31 protein-coding genes are annotated in these 25622 nt (G+C 58.6%); all 31 read right to left on the bottom strand.

The window, feature by feature from the left end; all coding sequences use genetic code 11:
* Positions 1-16: 16 nt before the first annotated feature.
* The 31 genes from WJU23_RS05205 to WJU23_RS05355 all read right to left on the bottom strand — a co-directional run bounded on the left by WJU23_RS05205 (position 17) and on the right by WJU23_RS05355 (position 25606).
* Positions 17-1873 (bottom strand): hypothetical protein, encoded by a 1857-nt coding sequence (locus WJU23_RS05205; RefSeq protein WP_346331484.1) that lies wholly within the window; start codon positions 1871-1873, stop codon positions 17-19.
* On the bottom strand, positions 1870-2592 hold the full coding sequence (locus tag WJU23_RS05210; RefSeq protein WP_346331485.1) for a hypothetical protein: 723 nt from the start codon (positions 2590-2592) through the stop codon (positions 1870-1872). Before WJU23_RS05210 ends, WJU23_RS05205 begins: the two co-directional genes overlap by 4 nt.
* Before the next feature lie 3 nt (positions 2593-2595).
* Positions 2596-3012 carry a hypothetical protein gene (locus tag WJU23_RS05215; protein WP_346331486.1) on the bottom strand — a complete coding sequence of 139 codons (417 nt, stop codon included), beginning with the start codon at positions 3010-3012 and terminating at the stop codon, positions 2596-2598.
* A 4-nt stretch (positions 3013-3016) separates the two neighbouring features.
* On the bottom strand, positions 3017-5653 hold the full coding sequence (locus tag WJU23_RS05220) for a hypothetical protein (protein ID WP_346331487.1): 2637 nt from the start codon (positions 5651-5653) through the stop codon (positions 3017-3019).
* A complete protein-coding gene (locus tag WJU23_RS05225; protein WP_346331488.1) occupies positions 5650-6243 on the bottom strand; it encodes a hypothetical protein in 594 nt (197 codons plus the stop codon). The genes WJU23_RS05220 and WJU23_RS05225 overlap by 4 nt, the downstream gene beginning before the upstream one ends.
* 91 nt (positions 6244-6334) lie before the next feature.
* Complete coding sequence (locus WJU23_RS05230) at positions 6335-6808, bottom strand: hypothetical protein (RefSeq protein ID WP_346331489.1); 474 nt, start codon at positions 6806-6808, stop codon at positions 6335-6337.
* Between the two features lie 47 nt (positions 6809-6855).
* Complete coding sequence (locus WJU23_RS05235; RefSeq protein WP_346331490.1) at positions 6856-7806, bottom strand: phage capsid protein; 951 nt, start codon at positions 7804-7806, stop codon at positions 6856-6858.
* A gap of 182 nt (positions 7807-7988) precedes the next feature.
* Positions 7989-8537, bottom strand: coding sequence for an N-acetylmuramoyl-L-alanine amidase (locus WJU23_RS05240; protein ID WP_346331491.1), 549 nt, complete (start codon positions 8535-8537; stop codon positions 7989-7991).
* 72 nt (positions 8538-8609) lie between these two features.
* Positions 8610-9095 carry a hypothetical protein gene (locus tag WJU23_RS05245; protein ID WP_346331492.1) on the bottom strand — a complete coding sequence of 162 codons (486 nt, stop codon included), beginning with the start codon at positions 9093-9095 and terminating at the stop codon, positions 8610-8612.
* 53 nt (positions 9096-9148) lie between these two features.
* On the bottom strand, positions 9149-9460 hold the full coding sequence (locus WJU23_RS05250; RefSeq protein ID WP_346331493.1) for a hypothetical protein: 312 nt from the start codon (positions 9458-9460) through the stop codon (positions 9149-9151).
* Complete coding sequence (locus tag WJU23_RS05255) at positions 9457-9630, bottom strand: hypothetical protein (protein ID WP_346331494.1); 174 nt, start codon at positions 9628-9630, stop codon at positions 9457-9459. The genes WJU23_RS05250 and WJU23_RS05255 overlap by 4 nt, the downstream gene beginning before the upstream one ends.
* 6 nt (positions 9631-9636) lie before the next feature.
* Positions 9637-10296, bottom strand: coding sequence for a hypothetical protein (locus WJU23_RS05260; RefSeq protein ID WP_346331495.1), 660 nt, complete (start codon positions 10294-10296; stop codon positions 9637-9639).
* Entirely contained in the window at positions 10293-10565 is a 273-nt protein-coding gene (locus WJU23_RS05265) for a hypothetical protein (protein WP_346331496.1), read from the bottom strand. Before WJU23_RS05265 ends, WJU23_RS05260 begins: the two co-directional genes overlap by 4 nt.
* A gap of 1 nt (position 10566) precedes the next feature.
* Positions 10567-11016, bottom strand: a complete 450-nt coding sequence (locus WJU23_RS05270) for a class I SAM-dependent methyltransferase (protein ID WP_346331497.1) — start codon at positions 11014-11016, stop codon at positions 10567-10569.
* Positions 11016-12089: a glycosyltransferase gene (locus tag WJU23_RS05275; RefSeq protein WP_346331498.1), complete on the bottom strand. Its 1074-nt coding sequence runs from the start codon at positions 12087-12089 to the stop codon at positions 11016-11018. The genes WJU23_RS05270 and WJU23_RS05275 overlap by 1 nt, the downstream gene beginning before the upstream one ends.
* A 1-nt stretch (position 12090) precedes the next feature.
* On the bottom strand, positions 12091-13047 hold the full coding sequence (locus WJU23_RS05280) for a hypothetical protein (protein WP_346331499.1): 957 nt from the start codon (positions 13045-13047) through the stop codon (positions 12091-12093).
* A gap of 83 nt (positions 13048-13130) precedes the next feature.
* On the bottom strand, positions 13131-14018 hold the full coding sequence (locus tag WJU23_RS05285) for a hypothetical protein (RefSeq protein ID WP_346331500.1): 888 nt from the start codon (positions 14016-14018) through the stop codon (positions 13131-13133).
* 33 nt (positions 14019-14051) lie between these two features.
* Positions 14052-14381 carry a hypothetical protein gene (locus WJU23_RS05290; protein WP_346331501.1) on the bottom strand — a complete coding sequence of 110 codons (330 nt, stop codon included), beginning with the start codon at positions 14379-14381 and terminating at the stop codon, positions 14052-14054.
* A gap of 253 nt (positions 14382-14634) precedes the next feature.
* Positions 14635-16287 (bottom strand): portal protein, encoded by a 1653-nt coding sequence (locus WJU23_RS05295; protein ID WP_346331502.1) that lies wholly within the window; start codon positions 16285-16287, stop codon positions 14635-14637.
* Between the two features lie 6 nt (positions 16288-16293).
* A complete protein-coding gene (locus tag WJU23_RS05300; protein WP_346331503.1) occupies positions 16294-16659 on the bottom strand; it encodes a hypothetical protein in 366 nt (121 codons plus the stop codon).
* Between the two features lie 306 nt (positions 16660-16965).
* A complete protein-coding gene (locus tag WJU23_RS05305) occupies positions 16966-18570 on the bottom strand; it encodes a hypothetical protein (RefSeq protein WP_346331504.1) in 1605 nt (534 codons plus the stop codon).
* The gene (locus WJU23_RS05310) at positions 18551-18877 is read right to left on the bottom strand and encodes a hypothetical protein (protein ID WP_346331505.1); all 327 of its coding nucleotides are present in this window, start codon (positions 18875-18877) and stop codon (positions 18551-18553) included. Before WJU23_RS05310 ends, WJU23_RS05305 begins: the two co-directional genes overlap by 20 nt.
* Positions 18878-19168: 291 nt before the next feature.
* On the bottom strand, positions 19169-19855 hold the full coding sequence (locus WJU23_RS05315) for a hypothetical protein (RefSeq protein ID WP_346331506.1): 687 nt from the start codon (positions 19853-19855) through the stop codon (positions 19169-19171).
* Positions 19856-20241: 386 nt separating this feature from the next.
* Positions 20242-20544: an HAD family hydrolase gene (locus tag WJU23_RS05320; RefSeq protein WP_346331507.1), complete on the bottom strand. Its 303-nt coding sequence runs from the start codon at positions 20542-20544 to the stop codon at positions 20242-20244.
* Positions 20541-20807, bottom strand: coding sequence for a hypothetical protein (locus WJU23_RS05325; RefSeq protein ID WP_346331508.1), 267 nt, complete (start codon positions 20805-20807; stop codon positions 20541-20543). Before WJU23_RS05325 ends, WJU23_RS05320 begins: the two co-directional genes overlap by 4 nt.
* 17 nt (positions 20808-20824) lie before the next feature.
* Entirely contained in the window at positions 20825-21457 is a 633-nt protein-coding gene (locus tag WJU23_RS05330) for a hypothetical protein (protein ID WP_346331509.1), read from the bottom strand.
* Positions 21387-22013 carry a hypothetical protein gene (locus WJU23_RS05335; RefSeq protein WP_346331510.1) on the bottom strand — a complete coding sequence of 209 codons (627 nt, stop codon included), beginning with the start codon at positions 22011-22013 and terminating at the stop codon, positions 21387-21389. The genes WJU23_RS05330 and WJU23_RS05335 overlap by 71 nt, the downstream gene beginning before the upstream one ends.
* Positions 22014-22106: 93 nt before the next feature.
* Entirely contained in the window at positions 22107-23804 is a 1698-nt protein-coding gene (locus tag WJU23_RS05340) for a hypothetical protein (protein ID WP_346331511.1), read from the bottom strand.
* A 50-nt stretch (positions 23805-23854) separates the two neighbouring features.
* Positions 23855-24328, bottom strand: coding sequence for a hypothetical protein (locus WJU23_RS05345; protein WP_346331512.1), 474 nt, complete (start codon positions 24326-24328; stop codon positions 23855-23857).
* A gap of 7 nt (positions 24329-24335) precedes the next feature.
* A complete protein-coding gene (locus tag WJU23_RS05350; RefSeq protein WP_346331513.1) occupies positions 24336-24788 on the bottom strand; it encodes a RusA family crossover junction endodeoxyribonuclease in 453 nt (150 codons plus the stop codon).
* Positions 24785-25606, bottom strand: coding sequence for a hypothetical protein (locus WJU23_RS05355; protein WP_346331514.1), 822 nt, complete (start codon positions 25604-25606; stop codon positions 24785-24787). Before WJU23_RS05355 ends, WJU23_RS05350 begins: the two co-directional genes overlap by 4 nt.
* Between the last annotated feature and the right edge of the window lie 16 nt (positions 25607-25622).

Genomic DNA, 25622 nt, shown 5'->3' on the forward strand with positions numbered 1-25622 from the left:
GAGAGCGTCAGGTTCGTTAATAACCATATTTTTCGATCTTTGATTCTATACTTTTGATGGAAGGCAGGAGCGGGCTGGGGGGCATGGCCCCTCCATTGCCGGGCGGTAGCTCGCCTGTTGTTTGCGGTGCTGGTGCTCCATCATCTAGCTGTGCCTGGGGTGGCACAGTTCCACCGGCTTCTTTGAACAGGACAATACCTCGGGCGGCGATATCTTCCTGAGTCTTCAACTTCGAATCAGGAGCCTTGATTTCAGCCACAAGCTTCTTTCGGATAGCCTCCTGTTTGGCGGCAATCTTGGCAGACTCCACCTTGTCTATTTCTTCCATTGCCACCGGCTGCCCATCGTTCTCCATCACGTCAACCGTGCCGGTGACAGTCTCTCCGGTTGGTTCCTGATCGCCCATTAGGAAGCCCCACGGCACAGCATCCAAAAGCACGCGGTCCCATCCGTAAACAGGACGGACATCCTCGGTAAATCCTACCTTCTTCGCATCTCTCTTGACGGCTTGTCCGTCTTTGGTCACAGGCTTTTTATAGCTCCCCAAAGCGCCGCCTTGAACCCACTCCTCAATCAGTGCCATGGTTGGCCCTTCGGACAGTTCAGAGTCTGCGCCAGGCTTGGTGCGCGTGTCCAAACGCTTAGTGAGCTCCTCCAGATAAGCCCCATTAAAGTTCATGCCCAGGACGGTTTTCATTTGGGCCATCTGGAAGCCGTTCGGATCTTTGGAGGCGTCATACATGGAGACGGCGGCAAAGGCAGTTTCATAATCTTTTGGATCGTTTGACGGACCCTTCACAGCATATTCCGCCAGGGCTGCTTTATGCCTCTGGGACAAGCGGCGAGCTGCATTCAACTCCTCCACGGATGGCGGGTCTTTATCGTCAATACGCGCTTTGAATCCCGTGAACTCCTCTGTGGTGAGCTGACTTGCCCGCCTTTCTCCGAACTGGATAATGGCCACCATGTCCGGGCCGTCGATCTTACCTTGCTCCGCCTTCGCCCGAGCGAGTTCCATGGCGCGTTCAGGCTCATCTATGCCCAGAGACAGAAGGTTGTCACGTTCCTGCTGCTTCTCGAACTTATGTGTGATTTTGCCGATCCGAACCTTTTTTTCATCCTCCTTAAAGAATTGAGATTGCTCGATGAATACCTTGGCCTCGTCGAGCTTCCCTTCATCAATAGCGGCATCGCTTAGATTCAATGCCTCTTCCCTACCTCGCTGCTCCTGCGTGTTCTTCAAATCAATCTCCATGTTCGCTCCCACATCCGCGCCCACATAGCCGCCCTGAGTCAGCGCGTTTACAGCTTCAGCGGCTGCAACATAGTTCCCTGAGTCTTTGGCGCGGTAGTAAGCCGCCTTCAAAGTCTGCGCAGTAAGCTGGAACTGCTGCCTGGCGCTGGAAATCTTCACCTCTCCCTGCGTGCGCGTGGACCACTTCAAATGCCGGATGGCGATGGCGTCCCTGGCATCGGGTGACAGATCATCCGTCATCACGATCTTCTCCATGGCCGCCGTGCGTTTGGCGGTGATCTCCCCCCACTTGGCAGGATCCGGCTCTGCTGCCAGCTCAGCCGCAATGTCCGACTGCGCGGCATCCATAGCCATCTCTGCCTCAGCAATCCGCCGGGTGTTGATGGCCTCGGCCATTTTCGAGGAGATGGCATCCAAGGCCCCGCCCAAATGCTGCGCGCCCTGGCCGATGTCGCCGATGCTCGCAGCCTCAGCCACAAAGCCACGGGAGTTGATCTGCACAGGCCGCTGGGCATCCATCATGCTGCCGAGGTCTGCACGGAAGCCTCTGGCGTTCTCCATCACTGGAGCGCCTCCAGGGGATATCTTGATCGTTGGGCGGTCGAGGATGGTAGTCATGCGATTGCGAAGGCTGAGCCGCGGGGTGTGCGGCGATACATGTCATAGGCCTGGCCAGTGAGCCCACCGACCGAAGAGAACAGGCCGCCGATGGCTTGGTTACGCATGCCGTTGGATGCGGCGTTGGCGCTCATGAGGTCCAGACGGGACTGGGCAAGGGCGGTGGATGCCGCCTGCCTTGCCGCTCCAGCCTGGATCTGGTAGCCGGTAATCTGCATCTTGGCCATGTCGCCAGCAATGCGCTGGTTATCGGCCTCTCGGAATAGGCTCCTGCGCTGGCCTTCGTCCTGGAAACGGATCTCATCGGCGGCCCGCTGCTCTTCCTCGGCAGTGGCAGACAGCAGGGAAAGCGGAGAGCCGGTGGCGTCTGAAACTCCAGACGCCCCAATCTGCGCCCGTTGCGTGGCCAGGAAGCGTTGGTAATCCTGCCGCGTTCGCCTGGTATTCTCCCGGTTGGCTGCACTGACGGCTTCGGCCTGATCTTCCAACGCAACGGCATTCCGCTCCAGCGCGGCCCGCTCATTGGCGGCCATCTGCTGGTTGATCCGGGACTGCATCCCGGCCGTCTCCCGCTGCTGGTTGATGGCCAGCACCTGGTTGGCTGCATTGACACCCGCGATCTTGTCTTGCGTCTTGGCCGCCGAGACGCTGGACGCATAGGACAGCCCGGTGCCAACGGCCCCGATAAGGAGAGAAGCGATGCCGAGGATAGAGGCCATAAGTCAGTCGCGCCGGAGCGCCATGTGAACCTGTTTGGTTGTGCCCGCCCGGGTGAAGCCGCACCGCTCCATGACATAGGCCAGCGGCCCGTTATCGGGATAGGCACGGAAAAGGCTGTAATCGCCGTGGGACTTTGCGCCCCTGACCAGCGCTTCCACAGCCAGCATCATGATGGCCGCCGAATCTAACAAGCTTGTCTTTGGCCGGGTGATGGGGAACTCGAAGAACGCCACACCCACGCCAAAGCACTCATAGCACCAGAGAGCGCCCACTGGTTCACCAGCATTCTCTACGATGACACCGAGGGGCGGCAGGATCGTTTCGGCCAGGTCGGAGTGATGACGGGCAGACCACCAGGCATTGACGGTCTGATAGTCTCCCAGCTTCTCGCCGTAGATCCTCACAGAGAGTTCGTCCATGTCGTTAAGCTCCATAGATACCGACGCTGGGAATCAAACTTTGGACATTCAAGGACAAAGGAGAGTCCGTCGAAATGATGATGTCCACGGTCTCTTTATGGTCCGCCATCGCGTCCAGCTTCTTGATGCCGGTGAAAGGCGGGGGCGCGGCATCCTGATCATCAGTGACGGCCCGGAAGGCGATGGGATAGACTTTCCCGTTTTCTCCCACCTGATAGGATGCGGCCTGGGTGCGGTAGAACCCTGCAGATAGCCCTTTGACGTGGTGCATCCTGCCCTGGGCCGTCCCGTCCTGCAAAGGCGTCTCGAAGTGCATTGGCATCATCCGACAGGGAGCGGCCAGACCAACAACCGCATGTGCAGTGCCGGCCGGAACCGCCACCACGCCGTCATGCACCACAGCGTCTGGCCGGGCTGCCCCATCCGCAACGACTGAGACCTCACGGCCTTCGAGATGCGTTAGGCCGGTGACAGAAGACATGTCGCCAGTGGCCACCACGGCGGCGTCCAGGTGCACGATTGGGCTGGATCCTGATTCCAGGTTCTGCCAGTGCTCGGCATCCATACGCTCGATGCGACGGGTGCCAAAGCGGTTGACCACCATCCACACCTCATCCCCGCTGGCATCATCCCCAAACACGCAGGATATGGCCTCCACAGTCCCATTGGTCGGATGCTGAGCCCAGGCGATGACCTTCTCTTCACGCTTATAGGTGCAGCTCAGAAGCCGGCCGTCATTGGTCACCACCCACAGCACGCGGTCAGGAGCCTTGGCAAAAGAAAAGTCGCGGATACCGGTGGCCGTCATGTGATTGACGAGCTGAGTCACATAGGGCGAAATGTAGTTCTGGGTCTCCCAGGAAAAGACGTATTCCCGCAGGTGCAGCCCGCCCTTCTGGACAAACAACACCACCGATCCGACCAGTTTGGCCTGGATGGATGCAGACCCTTCGGAACTCTGGATCTTGGCGCGGACGTTGGAAGGCGTGATAGGCTTCCCGTCGCCGTCCATGAGCCATTCGTCACCCTCCGTGCCGATGATCAGCCCGTCCTGCGATGCAAGCCAAACGATGGGGTGACTCTCCTTGGCCACGATCTGATAGGAGAAGGAGCTGTCATCCAGCCCGCTCTGCTCAAAATTGCGGAAGTCGCCCGTCACGCTGCCCCAGATCGTCTGCGGCTGCTTGCGGGTGGCGGCGAAAATCAGCCGCTGCTCATGCAGTGCCACGGCCCGCGGATAGCCTCTTACTGCTGACCATGCTCCTTCGGACCAATACGGCGTTTCCGCCGTGCTCCACAAGGGGCGGATGACCTCAGCCGTTACCTGGGTGGCGGAGACATAGCCGGTGATCTTGACCAGGCCATAAACGGCGGAATTCGATGATTCGAGGACAAATCGCGGCTTGGCTGCATCACTTGCCGCCGCCCCGGTCATCTGAAGGCAGCGCACTCGCATGGACACCTCTCCGTCCACGGTGCCTGATGCGGAGATGTTGCGGTCGAAGTCGCCCTTCCACTGGCGGACGATATCCCATCCGGTTGCGCCTTTTCTTTCCAGCCTCACGTCTCCGGCCCAGCGTCCATAAGTGTAAAACTCCCACCCTCCATTTATCCTCAGCCCTCCACCTGGAGTATAGTGACTGGTTTTCAGTGGCGCAGTGATATCGAAATAAGGAGTGATGCCAGACCCAGCTGCAGAGTCAATGAGCCTGAAATTAGGGCCGGGATAAACTGTCAAATTCGCTACCCTGAACCTTCCATGCTGCCCGGCTGGAGAAGTGGTCCGCTTAAAACTCACTGATGTGTGGACCTGATTGCCAAGGGTATTTTCCCATTGGTCAACGATGTCGTAATCATCATCGGCTGTATTGAACTTCTCGAAGAAGAGCGTGCCAGTCCATAGCCCCTCCGTCTTGAAATACACCGTCACGGGAGTTCCGTTGCTTGTAATCTGCCGGCTGATGGCGTTCTGCTTCTCGGGAGGAGGCACGCTTGTTTCATGGACTGATTCATCTCGATAATGCCCGATCTGCCAGTAAGACCCCACGTGCCCAGGCTGGAACAACGGAGCGCTGGCCGTGAGTGTGATGTAGGTATTAATCCCCGATGGAGTGATACGGATCAGTGACAGATTCTCATCCATCATCGGCGGGTAAAGACCCTGAGATTCAAGGGTGCTGGCCAGGCTGAAAGAGCCGAACGGCATTGCCTCCAGGGTCCAATCATCCTCCGCCCGCCTGATCATCTCATGGATCGGCACATCGGGATGCGTCATCCACATCACATCATTGACCTGGACGAACTGCACAACGTCAAGCTGGGCGGCAGTCCACGGGGATGCGGCGGGACCGAACACGACCGATTTCGTTTCCACGTTGAAGACACGGAAATAGGAATCTCCCAGCTCGATCATGTAGCGCGCAGAGGATGAGACGCCGAATGGAATCAGCCGCACATGCGTGGCCGGTGCGTGCGTCATCGCCACGTGCAGCAGCGACGGCCGGCGGAATGCGCCGCCAAACACGCGAGGAATGAAGTTGCGCAAATACCGGCACGCCCGGCGGAGATCCTCGATATCCACCCGGCCCCAAAGAAGCGGCGTAATTTCTCCGGCGTTGAAACTGTTGATCAGCGTCTTCACCAGTTATTGGCCCCCTCTCTTGCTGCCAGCCAGGCGCTCCCCGTCTGAGCCAGGACAGCGCGGGGCCGGGATTCCAAGTTGTCTGGACCAAAGGCGCGCAGCATGAACTGCTCGCCGCGTGAGAGCAGCGTATCCGCCACACCTTGAGCCGATGTCATGGCCGGGGCAATACGTGCAGCCAGGAAGTAGCCGAATGCCTCGCAGAACGACGCATCCCACCCGCTGACATCCTCATGGCGACGGATGTATTTCAGCTCCGCTGTGACCTCGTTGGTCAGAAGGTGAGAGCCTTCGATTTCATGCAGGGCTTCACCGGTGCCCGCCTGTCTGCCGTTGAACTCGATGGCCAGGATGTAATCAGCCGGGAGCTGGTAAGCCTTCGTCCAGCCGAACAATGGCGCATCGTCCAGTTCGGAGAGGTCCGCCCGCTTGATGGCAAAGTTCCAATGCCGTTGCCGGAGCAGAGCGTCACGAGTGATGTCCCAGAACCTGCGGCAATGCTCAGCAGCAGCAGAGTTCTCGGTAATGGCCATGATGACCGATGAGCCGAGATGCCCAAGAGCCACGTTTGCCAGATCAGTCTGAGTCATAAGCTTCAAAGAAAAGCCCGGTGCAGAGATTTGACCTCCACACCGGGCAGCGCAACCATCACAACATGAGAGCCACCCAGCTCCCAAAGGGTTATTCGACGTCGTAAACGACTTCGACGATCACAGAAGCCGTGGTCGGGACCACTGCATCAGAGCCCGCGCCATCGGTGACGTAGAGCCGCAGCATGTCATCGGTGGCCAGCTCGACGGTATCGAGAGTGCCAGACGGCTTGGCCAGGCTCACAGCAGCCGTAAGAGCCGCGATGGTGGAGGTCGCGGCGGACAGGTCAACAACGGCATCGCCGTCCGCATTCACCTTTTTCAGGGTGAACTTGGCGTCAATGGTGCCCGTGCCGGTGAAGCGCAGGCGGCATTCTTCGGGAACCACACGGCAGCCGGGGATGGCCAGCGAGCCAAGGTCGAAGTAATGCTCAAGCAGGCCACCGATGCCAACGCACTCAAAGCGAGCGCGGCGGCGGGTGGCATGAAGAACGCCTTTGTTAGGCGAGAAGGTGCGGCCAGCGGCAGCAGCCAGGAGGGAAGTTTGATAAGTGGAAGCAGGCATGTCAGTAGAATTTAAAGATTGAATTTCTGTTCAGGATTCAGCGGGGGTTATGGAGTCGGATCGCAGGGGATTTGCAGAACCATCTCGTCAAACACCCGGAAGCAACCCCAGTCAGCGTATGCCGCCACCTGGATGGTGTGCCTGTCGGTGGGCAGGATGTCGATCTTGGTTTCGACGCCAGACATCGGCGCAGAACAGAATGCCTTTTTCGTGTAGGCCACACAGGTGCGGACACCCGTGGTTTCATCCTCATTCAGGCGGTTGCTGGTGATGACCTTGAAGCCCATGAGCTTGGCCTCACGGTTTCCACCTTCATACACTTCAAACCACTTAAGGACGATCTTGGCCCACGCGCTGTTTGAAGCAGCCTCTGCATCCAGAAGGAGCTGAGTCTTTTCGTCTGGCGAGATGCCAAGGATCAGCTCTTCGCGGTCCAGGTCAATCTCCTGTTGCTCGAAGTGTGTCTTAGCCTTCATGAGCTTCCAAACGGTGAGACCGGAATTGGCACCGAGGCCGACGCCAGGCTTCACGTAGTTCACCGGAATGATGTTCTCAGTCGGGAACGGCGAAGGCGTGACGTAGGGGTCTGCGCCGCCCAGGGATGGAGCCACGGCAGCAGCCAGGAACATGTCGTCGCGCATCCGGTTAAGGCCGCTCATCATGTCCTGGATGACGGAACCGGTCGGCACCGGGATGGTATCCAGCAGCTTCTGATCGGCGCGGTCGAACTTGATGGCCTCAGCCTCCAGCAGCTGCCAGAAACCAGAGCGGAAACCCGCCTCGAATTCACGGGCGTTGGTTTTGCCGAAACGGGCATTGTTGATGCGCCATTGGATCGTGTCGCGCATGCGCTTCACATACTGTTTGGCGGTCCATTGAGACTCCACGTTAGTGGTGTTGGCGAACTTGGCTTCATTCTGCTGAATGGCAGCCATGAACGTATCTTGAAACTGAATCCGGGTATGAGCCGGGATCTTGAAATTAGGGTCGAATGACATGAGAATCGGGATTGCCCGAGAGGGCGGTTCTGGATTCGCCGTGACATTCGGTAAGCCGATTGGGCCGAGCGTCTGCTGCGGTGCTTTGGCGGGGTAGGCTGCTTGGCAGGCCCCTGGCACGCAAAAAGGGAGAGGAATTACCCTCTCCCTTTGCAAGCGGATTTTCGGATTATTTTACACTGTCAGGAAAGCAGCACGTCAGCCAAAGCTTCACACGCCTTCCGTCGCAGCTCTGGATTTAGCATCCGCTCCCGATCCCCTGCGTGATCAATGAAACCCAGTTCGATCAGGAAGCAGGGTTGAAACTCCATGATGGCCAGCCGCGTATGCTGGCTAGAAGCCTCCGTCTTTATTCCACGGTCCCGGGTGCCCAGGGCGGTCACAACGGCATCGTTCAGCATCCTGGCCACCGGGGCTTGTGCTATGCCCCGGTAAAACGTTTCCGTCCCGTTCGCCACTCCGTTGGCAGCATTGCAATGCAGACTGATCATGATGTCTCCGCCGTATTGGCGGGCGATGGCTGCCCTCCGCCCCACTGGAGCCGGGTCTTTCGCATCCACCCGCGTGCGGATGACACGCTGACCAGCCGCCAGCAGCAGCCCGCGCAGCTCATTGCCCCAGTCCATCACAATCCCCGCCTCAGTCACGCCCGCTGCACAGGCCCCCGGATCATACACCCCGGATCGCCGGTTCCCCATCCCATGGCCACAGTCAACAATGATCGTTTTCATAATTAGTCAGGTTCCCCGGCTCCCGTCATTAGTGCCCATTCGCTGGGCATTAGTGGTTTCAAAACTTCCCCCTCACAGTCCCAGCAGCGACATCCCCCACCCCAGCCAGCCCGTTCCCTGGGCCTTCACCGGCTCAGGCTCCACCACCAGCACCCCCTTCGCATTCGTCACCAGCACCGGGCGGCGATACTCATCCAGCCAGGCCGATCCCGTCTCCACCCCCACCCCCTTCCACTGCCGCGCATCCAGTCCGCCGAACGTCTTCGTCCCGTCCGGCCGCGTCGCGCAGCACGGCATCAGCAGCAGGCACAGCCCGGCCAGCAGCAGCAGTGGCACATGCTTCGGGATCTTGTAGCTCCCGTTCACCACCCCGTCATCCCACCAGTCCAGAAACACATAGATCGCATTCTTCAGCGCCAGCACCACGATCAGTCCCAGCGGCACATACTTCAGCCAGCTCTCCGGCAGCACCCCGATGTCCGGCATCGTCAGCACCCCCCCCAGCCCCGTCAGGCACAGCAGGATCAATGTCAGGATCTCAACAAGTCGATTTTTCATAATATCAGTTTCTAACGTTTTTCTTTGTTTTCCGATGCGCCCGTGCGCGAAAGTCATTTTCCTGCCCGGTGCGCTGCCGCCGCATCCCGCCTCAGCTCGTCAATCGAGTTCCCCAGCCGGCTCAGCGTCAGCGTCATCTCCGCATCCACACGGGCGCGAGCTTCCAGGATGCTCATCAGCTGCCGTGTCTGCATCGCATGGTCATCATACACCCGCATCAGCGCCCACGAGCACGCCGCCGCCAGCAGGATTCCAGAGCCAAACCGGCCCACCGCCCAGATCAGCAGCCCGCGCCATTCCTTCGGCACCTCCACACTGGCAGGGGTGTCTTGCTTGGCAATGTTGTGGATTTGAGTCGTGCTCATTCTTCTGCACCTCCTTCGTTAGGCTTCACCCAGGAGCCGTCTAGCTTGCGCACCCACAGCTCCCCGGTCAGGATGTTGATCCAGAGCCGTGCACCAAGGCACTGACAGTCTGGTGTAGGGGCAGCCTCAGCAATCACTGAGCGGATATGTTGGACGTTAGGATCGTTCATAATATTTTAAAGCAGGCTGTTATCCACATAGGGTATCTCATTGATGATCGCCAAACGGACCGTGATGTCTCCAACAGCCACAGCCGTGATGGGTGGCACATCCACTCCACGGGCCAAAAGCACCGTCCCGTCTTCATTCACATCGGCCCCTCCCTCAATGCTGTTCACGACTTGGAAAGGACCGATCAACTCCACCGATCCAGCGCTACCGTAGGCTTCAGTCGCTGTGTCATACCCGCCTGTGAACTGGACCGAGGCCACCGTAAGTCCGGCACCACCCTTGATGATCACCTGTCCACCATTAGGGTTGCCATCAATCCCTGACACGATGACATGACCGATCTCCATAGCACCCTCGGCGGTGATGTGGAGATTCCGACCATAGTTGGTCAGCGTGCCCACCGTTGAATGATGGCCCCGGATGTAAATGGAAGCATTCGCATCGAAGTTCACGTTGCCAAATGATCCCACGCCCAGATCAAACCGCGTAAATCCCTCATTCACCGCCTTCTGCAACGTCAGAAACGGAGCCCCCGGACTCCCGTCCCCCGTCGTGTCATTCCCATCCGTGCGGACATAGGCCACATTCGGGTCCGTGATAGGGTCGCCCCCCCCACCACCACCGCCGCCACCGGAGCCGAATCCTGCAAATTTGGGATTGATCACAGTTCGACCTCCACGCTGCTAAGGGTTACCGGGGTGGCGCTTTCGTCAGCCCTCTTTACCAGGAGTTGATTGGCGTTGTTCAGTCCCCGAAATGTCCAAGCCGTATTGGCGGGCAACACAAAGGTGCCTTCATCCGTCGAATATTTGAAGGCCAGATCTTCGCCAGTGTTGTTCAGCACGTGGACGAAATGCGCCTGTGCGGAAGGCAATGCAGTGAAGCTCGTGCCATCTACGGCCGTGGTTACAGTGATGAATTTGGATGAGATCATATCAAGGGCAAAGGCGGGTTTTGAAGACGGCTGTGTTGTCCCGAATTTCGACCAGCTCACAAAGCGGAAGCAGAAGCCGCTGATAGTTCAGCCGGCAGAAGTCATGCAGGAGGATGACTCCTCCAGGAGAGAGAACGTGCAGGGCGGCCATCACACATTCCACGCGGCGACGGCCATCCACAAAGACGAGATCAAAAGGGCCTTCATCCAGCGCGAAGGTGGCATAGCTGGAATTTGCAATGTCCGCCCGCAGATGAACGAGCCTCACGCGCTCTCCAAGGCTCTGATTCGCTTTGGCGTAATAGCCTTCGTGGTGCTCAATGGAGAGCACCTGAGCGCCGGGCGCATGATCGAGCATGATCTCTGTGGAGAGTCCAGGGCCCCATTCCAGGATCCGCTTGGGCTTCACTTTTAGCAGCCAGTCTTCCAGCACCTTTTTGAAGCCGTGCATCAGATGTGCCCTCCTTTCTTCAAAGCGGTGAGCATGGCGTGCATGGATTGCTCCATGCTGCATGCGCGCTGTGCATCATGCTGAGCCTGTTCAGTCATGGCTTCCATGCTCTCAGCCTGGCAGGCGCGGAGCTGGGCAACCATGTCGCCGATGTCTGGCTCTGCCCACTGTCCGCCCTGGGGATAGCGGTATTCTTGCACTGACGTCTCAACGAGATGATATCCCACCCGCAACGAGTTCTCATTCGTCAGCCAGTCCATGGGGCCGCTGTAGGCTGTCGCTATGACAGGCACCCGGCGTAGCATCGCCTCCATGACATGGCGGCCGTAGCCTTCCGCCCGGTGGCAGTGCATCAGGCAATGCACTCCATCAAAGATGTCATCCACCTCAGGAGCAAAGGAGTCATCCAGGATGATGCGGCCGTCACACGCAATGGCTTCCTTCACCGCCGCTGTATTCTCCTGGCTGAGGTCGCGTGTTTTAAGCTTCATCCTGACATCCAGATCCTTCGGCCATGCCAGCTTGAAAGCCTGGATGCTTTTCAGGACATTCTTCCGGCTCATGTTGCTTTTGCCATCCCATGACAGCAGCACCGTAAACGGATCGTGAGGCGATGGCGGACGGCATGGCCGGGCAGGCGCGGGCAGGTAATAAGGCACCACATGCACCTTTTCAGGGGGCATCCCATTGGCCACGCACACGTCGCGGCAGAAGGATGTCGGCACCCAAACCTGATCTGCATTTGCGGCAGCCTCCAGCGAGCGATCAGGCAACACGGTGGACTCCAAAACCAGGCACCACACATTGAAGCCCGGCATCGGCGTGAAGGCGTCCAGACTCCCATGTGATAGAGGCCGTGCTGCCCAGACATTCAGCTTGCAGTCACGGCGTGCAGACTCCTCAACCGTGGAGTCCATGAGATCTGGATAAATGCGCCTGAGGACATCGGCGTAGGCATGGCGGGATAGAGTGATGCCGCTCAGCCGGTTCTTGATGAGTCCAATGATTTGGGCTTCCCCACTGACCTTTGTCGGAGGGGCAGGAGATTCGGACTGGAGGGTTCCGCGTCGCATATTATAATTTCGTGAGAGACACCCCAAGGCCCTGCCAGTGCGTGTCATATTCGCCAAGCGCCTGGACAGTCAGAATGATCTTCACCTCGGCATACAATGGCAGCGCCCCATCAATCCATTCCGAGGCCCAGGTGGCCTTAGGGGCAAGGAATACCCGGCCCGCTGAGCTTTTTTGCGGATCAAAAAGATTCACACCGTCTATGGTCACTTGGATGCCGAGCGGCAGCGTGCCTGGAGTCGGGGAATCAAAAACAATATGGTCCCATGTGACCTCCAAAGGGAGGCTGAAAACATAGCGGGTGGATGAGGTCAGGACCTCAGTCGGTCCCCAGACCTCCTGGCGAAAGATGAAGGCGGAACCTCCCGCCGGGCCTGTATTGCCCTTGTCGCCTTTGTCGCCCTTATCTCCTTTGTCCCCTTTGGGTCCTGGATTCGTTGCCACCCAGTCACCGACAGTAGCCGATCCTGAGCGCCAGATGGAAGAGTCGTTGAGCTGGATACCGATCTGGCCGGCACGTCGCGCTTTGATGGTGGCCCTCTCCGTGGCGTCTGCCCATGCGTAGGTGTCGCGGAAACTGCCGTCCCCGTCGCCAGCGAAAAAGATGCCGTTGCCGTCAATGGCCCGTGCAACCTGCTGCAATCCCATGGCCAGCAGGTCAAGGGCCGCTTCGTGCTGATCAGGCCGGAATGTGCCGCCGAGAGGGTAAACAAACGGCTGCGCGAGGGGCACATGACGATACACCACCACCTGCACATCTGCAGTATATGCCTCATCCGTGGTGATGTAGTCAGCCCAGACGGTGTATTCCCCCTCCTCCAGATCTGTCAGAGTGTTATCATCAAGTAGGCCAACCCGGATATGTGCCTTGTCCAGAAACGGGAACGGGATGGGGTAGCCGGTGGATGTAGATCCGTTCCCGCTGTAAACCACCATCGAAAGCTCGTTATCAACCGCCATGGAGAAGGTAGAGGAATCACTTTGGGCAGTGTCAAGGCACAAAAAAGCCCTCTCCGTTTCCAGAGAGGGCTGATTGTTTGCGGTTAGGCTGACGCCTGCTTGTAGGCGGCATTCACGCGGTCAACCGTCTCTTTATCACCTGCCCAATACTTGGCATTCAGAGGGTTGTCCTTGTTCGTCATGATGTCCTTGGCTGCCGCCAGGTCCATCGCGACAACAGTGCCGCCAGGGCCGCCGCCGCCCTTGTCTTCTCCCGTGGCCTTTGCCGCCCATGCGAAGGCTTCCAGGGCATCCACGCCCCAGAAGTTGGGGGACTGCGGATCAAAGGCGCCTTCTTTGATCTGGGCCTTGAGAGTGTCAGGCACGCCCTTTGCCGTCTCCAGTGACTTGGCCGCTGCCACCGTCTTGTCAATGTCAGCACCGAACCGCTTCGACATCTCCGCCTTTTCAGCTTCCATGACCTTGGCGGCATTGGCCCGCATCTCCGCAACGCTGCCGCCGGTGAGCTCCATCTGGAACTCTGCGAGCTTTGCGGCCTGAGTCTTGGTAAGACCCAGCTCTTTCGCCTTCGCGGCAAACGCAGCCCCGGCCTTGTCATCCCAGGCAACGCCATCAGGCAGCTTCTCAGGAGCCTTGATGCCGTATTCGGTCGGATCATCAGGCACACCGATGGCCTTGTGATAAGCCTGCCAGTCTTCCGGCGTGGCGTTCTCGCCCGGCAGCTTGACCATGCCTTCCGTCTTCTGGCGGGCGGCTGTCATGGAGTCCGTGAGCATTTTGTTCACGTCGCCAAAAGTCTTGGCACTGGCCAGCGGGCCGTTGTAGTCAGCGCCGAAAGCCTTCTGATGCCAGCCTTCAGCAAAGGAACCATCGGGTTGGAGAGCGCCTTCAAATGACGGCGTGAATGTGGGAGCGCCACCGCCCCCGCCACCGGCTCCAGCTTCTTCAAAGAGTGTGATAAATGGTTTCATGGTGATGTGATGATGCGTTGCAGGTGCGGGTGGTTACTTCTGGCGGTTCTTCCACGCGAGCCAGGCAGGATCCTTGCGGCCCATGGAAGGGTGCTGCTTGGGCTCTGGATCGGTGACAGGGTTGGCGGGCGCAGGAGGCGGAGTTGCCGCCGGTGCGGTTGAGGGAGTCTTGGCGGCGGGCACTTCTGCCTGTGGATTCTCCGGCAGGATGTCGAACGTCAGCTCACGTCCAGCGGCCTCCTTGATGATCTTGAATGCCTTGGGGCCGGGGTGCTTACCGAGGATGCACACGTCGCCTTTGATGGTGCCGATTTCTTCGCCGTCTTTGATGACGACGCCTTCAGGATTGATGGTGATGTTCATGGTGATGTTATCGTGGGTTCTCTGTTTGCGAGAGTGGTTTGGTCCTTTGCGGCATAGCGCCACATCAGCGCCACGACCTCCGCACGGCCGTGTTGATGGTCTGTCATCCCTGGGACATGGGCGAGAGGATGGGCAACGGTGCAGAGCGTGGCCAGCAGCCGAGCGCCTGCGATGGAGCCAAAGCATTCCTGGCAGTCGGCAGCGAATGCCTTCCTCGCCTCTTCATTCGGGCAGATGATGGATTCCAGAGGGATCATGCAGCGCGTTTGATTACCTCCTCAACCAGAGGCTTAGACTTCATGGACTCCATCATCATTTCCTTCTGCTCTGCGGCCTGTGCAGCCTGAGCGCGGGCTTCCTGGATGGCTTGGACGGATTCCTCAGAGCGCAGGTAATCAGCCGGCAGTCCCTCGCCCCTGGTGAGGTCACGGAAGGCGCGGACGGAGTCGAAGTGATCGAATGTTGCGCTCCCGGTCTGCTCCGCCTGTGCCACCATGGAGAACAGTTCAAAGATTCGGGCCGTGCCGCTCATCTTCGCCTGCTGCATGGCCAGGCTCATGCGGTTATTCTGGACGGCACGCGGGAAAAGGAGAGTCGGCTGTCCAAGGGAGTTCATCACGAAAGCCTCACGCGGCGGACGCGGCAGACGGCCAGAGCGATAGAGCAGCATGAACACGCGCTCCAGAATGGGATTGATGAACTCGGTAGTCAGGGAGGTGAACGCCGGAGAGAACCGGGCCAGCTTCTCAGCCTCCAGTGCCCGGACATGCGGAATGTTGATGTCCTTGATGTTGTTCGAGAAGATTTCAAACAGGGTCCGATGGAAGGCTTCATTGATGGCCTTCTCTTTGCGCTCGATCAGGTTCACGCCGATGTCGAAGCGCCCGCCGGTCATCCACTCCTTGGGGAAGCTTGACTGGTCAAGGCCGCCCATCGTGATCCCGCCTGCCCGCAGGTCTGGCACGCCCTGGTATCCCTGGGGAAGGATGAGCCGCGGATTCACCGTGACCTCTGCGAGCGTGGCCATGAGCATTTCCAGGTAGTTCACGCCTCGGATCTCTGCCAGGGCCTGCATGGCCGGGCTGACACCATAGGCGCTGGCCTCAGACCACCGGAGATAACGCGTCGTGAACGATGGCAGTTCCTCGTAGCCGGATTCCTTCACCTTCAATTTGCTGTCAATGTGCACCCACACGGAAGCCCAGGGCATGCCCATAGGACCGCCATCCGGGGACTGATCTTTGACCGGGCGCGGATAGATGACGTGCAGAAAGCGGAACTTCTCGTTTGGCCTGTTCGCCGCCATGGCATTGGTCACAGCCGGAGGCACCTGGGGGAACTCCTCAACGGCCTGTGATGCCGTGCGCTCGATCTCGCGGAAGACGGTATCAACGTAGCCCTCTGCATTCTCACCGATGACGAACGTCCCCACATCCCAGGCCCGGAAGTTCAGGGGATTGCGAATTCCAGTCTCAGCCCACAGGGAAGCCGTGCCGAATGTGGAGCGGTCCAGAAGCACCTCATGAGCGCGGGTGTAGAAGTTGCTCGAAAAGAGCATCGTGAGCGCAATCTCCGTGCAGCTCTGCAGCCAGTTTTCCAGCGCATCATTGCCCTCTTGCTCGGGAGCTGGTTTCCACACGAACCACCGGCCCTCGCTTGGCATGATCCACGTCATGCAGCCAGCAGCCAGGACATTGTTCGCCTCGACCGCCACGGAGTTCAGCAGCCGCGTCTCAGGCTGATACCCTGTGTCATGCGTGGTGGACTGCGATGTCGAGTTCAGCAGGCCGGTCAGCTTGCGCGTGAGGCACATCTTGCCGCACTCCCGCCAAAGGTTTTGAAAGCCGCTCGCGTCTGCGCGGTAGCGTTCATTCAGAGAGATGAGGCCTTGGGGAGTGGTGTCCATAGAGGATCAGCCGAGAGTTGCAATGCCGCCGAGTGCGGGGCGGACCGCCTGTGACTGGGCGATCTGAGTCGCAGCCGTGCCGAAGCGCATCTTCTGCCGCTTCCGCTGATCCCGGCCAGCTTCCACGGTGTCAATGTTGGTGGACTGTGGAGCCGATGCCGGGGTGTAGTCGGCACTCTTGATGTTCGCCGCCTGCCGCATCTGCTCGCGTGCCAGGGTCATGTTCTCGCGATGCGCCTGGATGGAGGCGAGCCGGGCTTTCTTTGCCTCAGCAGCAGCGGCATCGCCACCGCCACCGCCGAAGTTCAGCGGAGGCTTCCGGTTATAGACATCGCCGAACGTCGCGGGCGATTGAGGAGCGAAATCGGTCATAACTCCAGAACCGGGGGGAATTACGCCTTGCGAATGCAACCCATTTTTTTGCAGGCAGCAGAGGGAAGTAGGATTCAGCCTTTTGCAGGTCACCGGCCAGGCACCAGATGAAGAGTGTGTCCCCGGCAGGATCCGCGTCAGTCGGATCACAGCGGCGGGATTCAGGCCAGTGGTGATGGATGACCCGGGCGAGAAAGAAAAAGTCTTGCGTATTGACCACGTAGCCGGAGAGCATGTGAGCGCAGACTGCAAAGTCCAGGTCCTGGCCTTGACCGGCGGCGAGGCGTTCAGCTTGGGCGTAAGGTGTCATCCTCTCATTCCCATGATTGCCCTGATCTGCTGGCCTTGCTGCCCGTGAATGGAGCTGCTGACAGCCATTGCGCCCGCTGATGAAGCAGCTGTGATCATCCCCAGCTTATCAGCCTCGGCGTAAGTTCGCATGGCATCCGCAGTGTGAGAGCAGATGTCACCATGGGGCTGGTTCTTCAACACGCCCGTGCTCGATGCCTTGGCTATCCTGTAGCCTTCCAGCCGTGCCACTCCTGACGGTTGCTCAATCTCTCCGACCTTCACCGGCACATCGCAGCGTGAGTGCATCCAGAAGCGGTTGATGCGCTTCCTCACCTCGCTGATGCCCACCCACACGTCAGGGATGCGCGGCACCACGTGGACAGCGTGGGCAGGAATGCCGGCCGAGATGATCTGTGTGCGGAAGCTCAGGCCTGAGCCCTTGTCGCGGATGTCGGCGTCATGGGGGATGAACATGCCGGAAATGGGGCCGAACCGCAGCGCCCACTCCCGTTGGATGGTGGCCAAGTAGTCAGCGCCAAGGCCTTCCCCTGCCGTCCAGTCCAGGATGTTGATGTCCCTGGCCGTAGGCTGAATGAGCCAGCCAGCCGTGTTCGGTCCGCAGCCCAGGTCCCAAAAGCTGAAGATCGGCAGCCCGGCCTCTGGTTCAAAGTCTCTCACCCGGCCCTGCATGCGCAGCTTGGCCATCTCAGGATAGATGGCACCCTGAACCATGGCCTTGTCACACTCGCCTATCCATGACGGGTATTCCGCGAGCATGCTGTCTCCCTGCTCTCGCTGCTTGAGCTGATACCATGCCTGCTGTGCCGGAGTCGCCTTGATGCCGTGATCCCGTTCCAGCTCTTGGAAATACTGGATGACATCGCCATCCGTGGGCACCTGGCCAGGGAGGCTGTAATCTGGATGCCCGAGCCAGGAAAAGAACTGGAGTCTCCAGCTTGCGACGGTAAGAGGCTTCCCTGCCCCTTCTTTGGCCAGCTTGAACAGCCTGGCACATGCGCCGGTCTGGCCAGCTCGCATGGTGGTCTCTACGTCCAGGATGTCCTGGGGCAGCACAGAGTTGATACTGCCCTGCATGATCTCGTTGCCCTTGGCTTCGCTGGCATCACAGATGGGGCCAAGCTCGGAGATGTGGAGCCGTTGAGGCGTGCGGCCTGTGAAGGATGTCCCGGCCTGAAAGTTGCTGCCGTTGCTCCATTCAAGCTCGCCGTCGTTGTTGCGCACCAGGGGATTGGCGGCGTGGATGAGCTTCCAGAGCGCGGCGATGTCTGGATCTGGATGCTCTGGCCCCTTCTCCCAGGCAAGGCGAAAGATGGCCAGCTTTTCCTCAGCGTCAGCTGCCGATCGGTCAATGATGGCGGCCTTGAAGTTCGGCGTGAACACGCACTCATCCCCGTTTTCCAAGACAATCTCCGTGGAGAGCCCCAGCTTTCGCGCCTTGGGAACAAAGTTGCGATTATGCCGGTTCTCCCGAAAGGAAAGCTGCTCAGGCCGGGCGATGAATGGCTTCACCTGGCCCTCTGCCAGGATCTGATACAGATTCTCCAAACGCCAGGCGCGGTCTGCCAGTTTGGCGATGAGGTCAGGATTCGGTGCGTCCATGGGTCACGTGTTGGATGCGGGCGAGAGCAGCGGCCAGTTCGCCCATCTTTTCAGCCTGCTTGTCTGCCGCCCGGTCCTGTGCCAGCTCACCGGCGAGCTTGGCGTCCAGCTCAATGCATGCGCGTTTGTCTGGCAGCGTCAGCATTCTCCGGCCGTGCTTGTCGTATTTCACGCCGTTGATGAGGTCGGCATCCTTTGTTTCGTCTATCGCTGCACCCTTCATCCTCACGACCCGAGCCAGGAACATGCGCTTCTCCAGCATGGTGAGCACTGCATCATTGGCAATCTCCTTGGCTTTCACTGTCACCTGAGAGTGAAGCCATGCAATCCTGATAGATACCTGAGAATCACGAGCAAGCTTCGGCCCTGTGGTTTCTGCGGTGGACTGAGAGCATTTGGAGCTGATTGCCTGCTTGTAAGCCTCTGCGGCAGATGTCTCTCCCTGTGATACCAGCAGAGCAAACCGCTCATGCTTGGGATTGCTGAGCGGCTGACTTCCCGGCGCGTTGCTATCAGGTGGACTATCAGGCACACCTCAACCCGGCGGATTAACAGGGAGAATGTCAAGGGGCACATCTTTGGCATGCCGGCGGCTGCATCAGTTTGTTTGCCTGGTATTTGCCAAATGAGGTGAACTGGCAATGATGGCCTCCCCATTGTTCATAATCTTGGCGAACATCTTTTGATATTCCCAGGTTGCGGAAATGACAAGAATCTGGAAAGCGCAAAAATGGAATTCTCTCTCATCCTGATCCGTCACGTGCACATACTGACGGAGGTAGTCGGAAATGGCTGAATCGGCTTCCTGTAGCAAATGTAACTCTGCTTTAAAAGCTGGAAAATGCAGGCCTAACAGTATCTCGGGGACGGCTAGAGCTGTTGATCGAGATACAACATATGAGTTGTTCCAGCTGATTTCAATTTGCTCATCGCCCACAGCGGCTTCGCTCAAGCATATCTCAATATACCTTCGTAGACCAATCATGACGGTCTCCAATTTTTCTCGCAGCATACCCCTGACCTCGTGAATCTTCTGCTGTTCGGCCAACAGCCTCTGGGCGTTCAATTGCTCTGATTGACTGTGCAAAGTCCAGATCGCAAATCCCATGGTTACCATGCTGGCAATTGAATTAAAAAATCCAAACATGTCGCCGAACTGTCCAGCGAGCGCCAACGACTCAGGTTTGACTACAATGGTGACCAGTCCGATGCCCAGGATTACCAGCCAAACAATGAAGGCAATCATAACGACACCTTTGATTTTTTCTAAAGTCCAGGATCTCATAGTTGCAAATAGGCCGTGTGGCAATGCCACCGAGCGGCCAGTTAGCACCGATCATTCCCAAAGCAATTATTTTGCTCCCCGGTTCATGCACACCTTGCAGGGCTTCGTGAATTCATTCGGCATCCACATTCCACCGAGGGGGACCTTCGCACCACATAGCGCAATTCCTGATGGAGGCACCAGATGGGCAGAGTCATGGTTTAGAGACCGCATCCACAGAGGCTTGGACGTCTCTGGCGTGACAGGAGGTGTGACAGTTCGAGCGATTTTCCAGCGACCTCTTTCAGCCCATTTACGCACGGTGGCAGGCTTGATCCCGTGGCGCTGTGCTGCCTCTGATGCTGTCACACCAGATGTCACAAGACGGCGGCATTTTTCGCGTGTGGTCATAATTCTGAGTCCTTTGATTGTCCGATAACTGCACATTCCTGGATCATGGCGGGCATGTCATCTATCCAGATGTCCACCTTGTATCCCGCCTTTAGCGCGGCCTTTTCCTTCATAGCCCCGCCGGTATAGATGATTGGCATGGTGTGCGGCAGTTGGTAGCGCTCCATGTCTTCGCTTCTGCCACTTCTGCCGGTCACCATGATAAGCCTGTGTCCGCTATGCGTGCACGCAGCAGCAAACAGCCTCCACAGGCCAGGGTCAGCCGTCCATGTCCCGTCAAAGTCGATTGCGATGGTCATTCGGACTCCTTTCCCTTGATCATCCAGCCCCAGGAATAGCGGAGCGATGTCCACTCATAGCCCAGTCGCTTGGCCATTGTGGCACCGGCCAGCCCTGCGCCCTGCTGGGTCCTGAATCGTCTGCCAGGCCAGATGATGTCTGCAAGGCTGGCACCGTAGTAGGGGCCGGGTCCATTGGCTGCGGCGTATGCCTCCAGCCGTTGCTTTGCCTCAGCTAGGGTGACTGGCGGATAGGTAGGATCATAGGTATCTGGTCGTCTCATATGCGTATTGTCAAAATTCACCCCCAGAAGTCCGGCACATCGGCAGGGATCTCGATGCACGTTGATCCGTCACGCTTGAGCCTGGAGGCAATGCGGCCGTCCATAGCGGTTTCAATCTCCCCCCGGTAAAGGTTGGCGCAGAGCATCGTCCATTTGCCGGAGCGGAGCTGGAGCAGTTCCTTGATGCGGCTGGTGATGACGCCGCCTGCGCCTTTGTCCATGAGCGCACCGGAGCCGATGTCCTCGATGTAGATGACATCATAGCGGGCGTAGTCCTTCGGGGCCTTCCAGTCGCTCAGATCCTCAGCCGGTATGATGTGGGCCATTTGTGGGCCGCGCCAGCCGGTGGATGTCTTGATGCTCCATGCTCCCCGGCTGTGGGCTGCACGAAGGGCTGACATGGCCTGCTTGAGGATGTGGGTCTTACCGACTCCAGAGGGGCCAAGCAGTGACAGCCAGCGAGGCGGTTCCTTGCGGATGATGGCAGAGACGAATTCCTGCACGCGGGGCAAAATGGGGCGGAGTGCGTTGTGGTAGGGATCGTAGTTCCAGTTCAGCCGGGCAATCTCTGGATGGATGTCAGGAGTAGCGTCCGGGTTTATTGGCCGTGTCGCTTCTGCCAGGTGGGCGGTTATGTGGGTAGGATGCATGTCGTGTTGTGGGTGATGTGTGTTTTCCGTCCTGGACCCAGCGCCCGTGGCAGGTGCGAAGGGCGGCTTTCCAGTCCTTCATGGGCTGGTTGCCGACCTTCCAGCCCTTGGAGGCGTAGAAGTTCCAGGCGTTCTCGGATTCCAGCGCGGGGAGCGGTGGGGCGAGGGTGCTTCCGTAGGCCTTCCAGTCCTCGATTGGCGGCGGGGTGAAACGCTTTGCTGGCTTCTCTGGCTCGGTCTGGAGGCTGAAATCTGGCTCCTTACGCGCAGGTGCGGGAGAGAGCGTGGGTGGGGGCGTAGGGGGGAGAGGTGTGGAGAGGGGGGAAGAGGGGGAGGGTTCAGCGTCACATGTGACGTTTTGTGACGTTTTGTGATGGTCTGTGACGCTTTGCGATGCTTTGCGCTGCCTATAGGAAGCTGTGCGCCTGGCTCCAGGGGACCTCGTATCTTCTCCGGCTCGGGCCTCAATGCTGCCATCAGGCAACAGGCGGACGACCAGCCCTTGAGAGGCGAGCAGCGCGATGTTGGCAACGGTTTCTGGAGACAGGTTGATCATGGTCTAAAGTCCAGGTCATTTTGAAGTTCGTCATGCCGCCCAATACCGCCCATTATGCAGACAGGACTGGCGGGCAGGGCGGTCATGTCTTAGTTAAAATTTGGCTGCGCTGGCCTTGTGGCCGTCGTTGAGGGTGGCGATGTTGCGCATCTTCCGGCGCAGTCCGGCCACCATCCTTTCAGAGATGGACCCGGCGACGTGCGGGATGTATTGGCGGCTGAGTGACTTGCCGCCTACCCGGTCCACGCGGCCTGTGGCCTGCTCGAACTTCACAACGTGGTCGGTCGGAAAAATGTAGGAGACACGGGGCCGCTCCCCGTGGATGTCGTGAAGTGAAACGGACGCTCCCCCGGCGGCGATGTTGCTCACCAGCACATGCTGCCGGTTGGCCTGGAATTCCTTTTCCCAATACTGCCGGCGTGCCAGCGGTTGCCCGCCGTAGAAGCCCGCTGAGGTGTTGAGCATCCTGGCCAGCGTTATGCGCGTCTCATTGAAGTTCATGAACACTGCCACGCTGTTCCCGTCCTGGACGTCTGCGCGGATGCGCTCCCCGATGTGTGGCACCAACACCCTTTCGGATTCCTTCCAGATCTTCATGCGCAGGTTGCGCTCCTTCACCTTTATTTGCGCAGCGGCCATGCCTTGGGCTGCCAGCCGGTCCAGCATTTCATTGGCCTCTTTCCACTGCTCTTCGATGCGCAGAGCCTCAGGGATGCGGAAGGGCAGCGTCTCGATGATGGTTTCCGGGCATTCCTCTCCCAGGTCCTGCTTGCGCACCCGTGCGCCCCGGCTTGGGAAAAGCCGCGAGTGGATCCGCGCCAGATGATGCGCCTTGCCGTCCCACTTCCAGGACTGCCGGGCTTTGATGCATCCATGATTGGCCAGGAACCTCTCCCAATCCTCGCTGCCGGCATGCAGGCCAGTCACCCGGCCTACGAACCGCATTTCCAGCACGGACACGGCCACCGTAGCGCTGGCCATGATGATAGGGATGCCTTGGCGGATGGCAGCAGAGCAGCAGCGAACAGTTAGAGTGTCCTCATGCCGGAGAGCCTGGGCCTCATCGAAGATGATGATGATCTTGTCAGGGTGCTTCCAGGTGAACTTGCCCTCTATCTCCTGGGCAATGTGTGGACGAAAGCCGCCGCGCACCGCCTCATACGTCGAGATGAAAAGAGGAGTGATGCCGAAATGGTCACAGGCACGTTGCCAGCCAGCGATGCCCACCGTAGGGCAGAGAATGACAACCTCCCGCCCGGTGGCGATGGCGGCGGCAAGGTCCATGTATGTCTTGCCGGTGCCCATGTCGGAGGCATCAAAGGCCCCTGGGTATCCCCACTCCTGCCGGCCGTGGGTCAATGCCCGGTAAAGCTGGCGGGCTGGGTCAATCTGGTAACCGCGCAGTTTGTCAGCCAGGCCGAAAGGCAGCTCTGGCAAAATGTAGGTAGGGACGGAAGCGGCGAGCTGAAGCTCTGCCTGTGGCGACACCAGCTCATCAAGGCGTTCCTGACCGAGCTTTGTCAGAGTCAATGACTTGTCGGGCTGAAAGAGCAGCCATTGGGAAAGCATCCACGCGCCGTTGAGCTGGCGGATGGAATACCCGCGCTCCAACCATTTCCTGCGGGACTGCCGCCAGGACGCCCGGAAGGCATGGTCTGCATGGAGCGGAATCTTGACCTCACGGAACATGCACGTGCCGTCCCGGGTCAGCTTCTGATAAAGCTGAGGGAGAGGCATGCCCCGGATGGGGACAGGCAAGCCTGGGTCTGTGACTCGAAGGAGTGAGCTCATGGCGGGGATCAATCCCGCCGCATCACGGTAATGCGGCGGGAGATGACGGTTCAGGCGTTTTCCTGGGTTTCGGTGTCCATCGGCAGGGCCATCTGCCGCTCTTCGTTTGTGATCTCGCGGATCTCGACGACCTCGCCGGTGTCATCGCGAACCAGCGACTTCTTCTCTGGATGGAAGATCATTTCTCCGGTGGCCTGGTCACGGCCGGCAGTCTCATAGATCCATGAGCACTGCACGTCCTTCTCCTGCCAGCCGGAGGTGATGTAATTGCCGATGCGGCGGGCGCGTGCCCCCTTCTCTTCGATGCGGGCTTTGTAGTTGGAAGCGCTGGACTTCTTCTCTTCCTCCAGGCTGTCAATTTCCTGGTGGAGTTCCGCCTGCTCTTTCCCGTAAATCTGCGTCTCCTTTTCGGAGAGGTCACAGCGGAGAATGCGGTGTTCCTGAGACTCTGGCCAAGAAGGCTTTGGGGCTTCCTGAGTGTTTTCTTCCTCCAAAAGGAGGGGGGTGGATTTGGCTTTAGGCATGGTGATGTTATTGTGTTTGTTGCAGGCTGAGGATGTGCACGCGGACCCCGGCAGCCTGACCCGGCGAGGCGTAAATTTTTGTGATGGTGCCTGATGCGGCGAGTGCGTCGTCTTTGAGCACTTGCATGTCTTTCAGTGCGTCCATGAGAGCCTTGTCCAGGTTGTCCCGGTCCGGCTTGGAGCTGTGATATACCGGGGCATCCAAACGCAAGGTCTGCGCCTTTCCCCGGTAGTGGGCATTGGGCCGAGGAAAGATGAAGGTCGCATCCACACGGACAGGACCCGCAAAAATAGGGAACACTGGGTTTATCAGAGCATCCTTGGCCGCGCTCTTGATGGATGTTTTCCAATCGTTGGCCGTGCCCGGATCATAGACCCCTGCATGGTTGCCGCGACGAACGGCTTTGACGCGGGGCTGGCCTTTCGGCAGGCCTTGGGCGAAGAATTCTAAAGTGTTCATACTCCACACATCCCTTCACATTCATTGCCCCAGAGAACGCCCTGGCCGTTGTCCACGTCCGTTGAGAGATCTACTTGATCGAGAGGCACCCGCTGAGGGTGCAGATAGACGCCAAACATCTTTTTCCAGACTGTGGCCCCCTTTGCCTGCTGATAGTCTCTTTCGAATTGGACCGCCCGTTGAAACTCATCAGGTTCATGGTCACGAAGTCTCCGCCACTCTCCATTTGAGTGATAGGGGCAGAAGACACATGCGGAGCGGGGAGGAACGGGAAATCCGTTCTTTTCCATCCAGCGCAAGCAGTCGTGCCGCTTCATCCCCCGATCAATAAGGGGCCACAGATTTGTAGCATACTTCACTCTCGACGGCTTCATTCGGTGCGCCTCGTCCAGGGAAATGCCGATCCATTGATTTATGTGCTTCTCTCCCGCTTCCTTCATCAGTTGACGCGCCTTGCGCATGATGGGGGCAATCTTAAAATCAGCCGTGCATTGACGGGGTCCATGGCCATGCGAGCCATCACTGTTGATGGAATAGTGGGGGACACCGCTGGGCACCCAGTGGCCCGTCTTGTCTTTGCGTTCACGGATGCGAAGAGCATCTTCAATCAAGCCATTCCCCTGGGTGACTCGGATTACGGGAAACGGCAGCTGAGTTTCCAGCCAATCGAGCCATTGATATACACTCGCCGGTTCAGCCAGAGTATCGGCAAAGATCGCCGCAGCGGGCATGGGTGTGATCTCGCCGCGCGCAGCCATAAGGGCCAATGTTGACGATTGAACGCCAGCTCCGAGGGACAGTAGAGTTAATTTGTTCATGTGCGTAAATGGTGGT

The organism is Prosthecobacter sp. SYSU 5D2 (genome assembly GCF_039655865.1).
GTDB lineage: Bacteria > Verrucomicrobiota > Verrucomicrobiia > Verrucomicrobiales > Verrucomicrobiaceae > Prosthecobacter.

Excerpts from the sequence above, each read along its gene's own strand:
- WJU23_RS05205 (WP_346331484.1), bottom strand. The coding sequence starts at position 1,873 with ATGACTACCATCCTCGACCGCCCAACGATCAAGATATCCCCTGGAGGC.
- WJU23_RS05210 (WP_346331485.1), bottom strand. The coding sequence starts at position 2,592 with ATGGCCTCTATCCTCGGCATCGCTTCTCTCCTTATCGGGGCCGTTGGC.
- WJU23_RS05215 (WP_346331486.1), bottom strand. The coding sequence starts at position 3,012 with ATGGACGAACTCTCTGTGAGGATCTACGGCGAGAAGCTGGGAGACTAT.
- WJU23_RS05225 (WP_346331488.1), bottom strand. The coding sequence starts at position 6,243 with ATGACTCAGACTGATCTGGCAAACGTGGCTCTTGGGCATCTCGGCTCA.
- WJU23_RS05230 (WP_346331489.1), bottom strand. The coding sequence starts at position 6,808 with ATGCCTGCTTCCACTTATCAAACTTCCCTCCTGGCTGCTGCCGCTGGC.
- WJU23_RS05235 (WP_346331490.1), bottom strand. The coding sequence starts at position 7,806 with ATGTCATTCGACCCTAATTTCAAGATCCCGGCTCATACCCGGATTCAG.
- WJU23_RS05240 (WP_346331491.1), bottom strand. The coding sequence starts at position 8,537 with ATGAAAACGATCATTGTTGACTGTGGCCATGGGATGGGGAACCGGCGA.
- WJU23_RS05245 (WP_346331492.1), bottom strand. The coding sequence starts at position 9,095 with ATGAAAAATCGACTTGTTGAGATCCTGACATTGATCCTGCTGTGCCTG.
- WJU23_RS05250 (WP_346331493.1), bottom strand. The coding sequence starts at position 9,460 with ATGAGCACGACTCAAATCCACAACATTGCCAAGCAAGACACCCCTGCC.
- WJU23_RS05255 (WP_346331494.1), bottom strand. The coding sequence starts at position 9,630 with ATGAACGATCCTAACGTCCAACATATCCGCTCAGTGATTGCTGAGGCT.
- WJU23_RS05265 (WP_346331496.1), bottom strand. The coding sequence starts at position 10,565 with ATGATCTCATCCAAATTCATCACTGTAACCACGGCCGTAGATGGCACG.
- WJU23_RS05270 (WP_346331497.1), bottom strand. The coding sequence starts at position 11,016 with ATGCACGGCTTCAAAAAGGTGCTGGAAGACTGGCTGCTAAAAGTGAAG.
- WJU23_RS05275 (WP_346331498.1), bottom strand. The coding sequence starts at position 12,089 with ATGCGACGCGGAACCCTCCAGTCCGAATCTCCTGCCCCTCCGACAAAG.
- WJU23_RS05280 (WP_346331499.1), bottom strand. The coding sequence starts at position 13,047 with ATGGCGGTTGATAACGAGCTTTCGATGGTGGTTTACAGCGGGAACGGA.
- WJU23_RS05285 (WP_346331500.1), bottom strand. The coding sequence starts at position 14,018 with ATGAAACCATTTATCACACTCTTTGAAGAAGCTGGAGCCGGTGGCGGG.
- WJU23_RS05290 (WP_346331501.1), bottom strand. The coding sequence starts at position 14,381 with ATGAACATCACCATCAATCCTGAAGGCGTCGTCATCAAAGACGGCGAA.
- WJU23_RS05295 (WP_346331502.1), bottom strand. The coding sequence starts at position 16,287 with ATGGACACCACTCCCCAAGGCCTCATCTCTCTGAATGAACGCTACCGC.
- WJU23_RS05300 (WP_346331503.1), bottom strand. The coding sequence starts at position 16,659 with ATGACCGATTTCGCTCCTCAATCGCCCGCGACGTTCGGCGATGTCTAT.
- WJU23_RS05305 (WP_346331504.1), bottom strand. The coding sequence starts at position 18,570 with ATGGACGCACCGAATCCTGACCTCATCGCCAAACTGGCAGACCGCGCC.
- WJU23_RS05315 (WP_346331506.1), bottom strand. The coding sequence starts at position 19,855 with ATGAGATCCTGGACTTTAGAAAAAATCAAAGGTGTCGTTATGATTGCC.
- WJU23_RS05320 (WP_346331507.1), bottom strand. The coding sequence starts at position 20,544 with ATGACCATCGCAATCGACTTTGACGGGACATGGACGGCTGACCCTGGC.
- WJU23_RS05325 (WP_346331508.1), bottom strand. The coding sequence starts at position 20,807 with ATGAGACGACCAGATACCTATGATCCTACCTATCCGCCAGTCACCCTA.
- WJU23_RS05330 (WP_346331509.1), bottom strand. The coding sequence starts at position 21,457 with ATGCATCCTACCCACATAACCGCCCACCTGGCAGAAGCGACACGGCCA.
- WJU23_RS05335 (WP_346331510.1), bottom strand. The coding sequence starts at position 22,013 with ATGATCAACCTGTCTCCAGAAACCGTTGCCAACATCGCGCTGCTCGCC.
- WJU23_RS05340 (WP_346331511.1), bottom strand. The coding sequence starts at position 23,804 with ATGAGCTCACTCCTTCGAGTCACAGACCCAGGCTTGCCTGTCCCCATC.
- WJU23_RS05345 (WP_346331512.1), bottom strand. The coding sequence starts at position 24,328 with ATGCCTAAAGCCAAATCCACCCCCCTCCTTTTGGAGGAAGAAAACACT.
- WJU23_RS05350 (WP_346331513.1), bottom strand. The coding sequence starts at position 24,788 with ATGAACACTTTAGAATTCTTCGCCCAAGGCCTGCCGAAAGGCCAGCCC.
- WJU23_RS05355 (WP_346331514.1), bottom strand. The coding sequence starts at position 25,606 with ATGAACAAATTAACTCTACTGTCCCTCGGAGCTGGCGTTCAATCGTCA.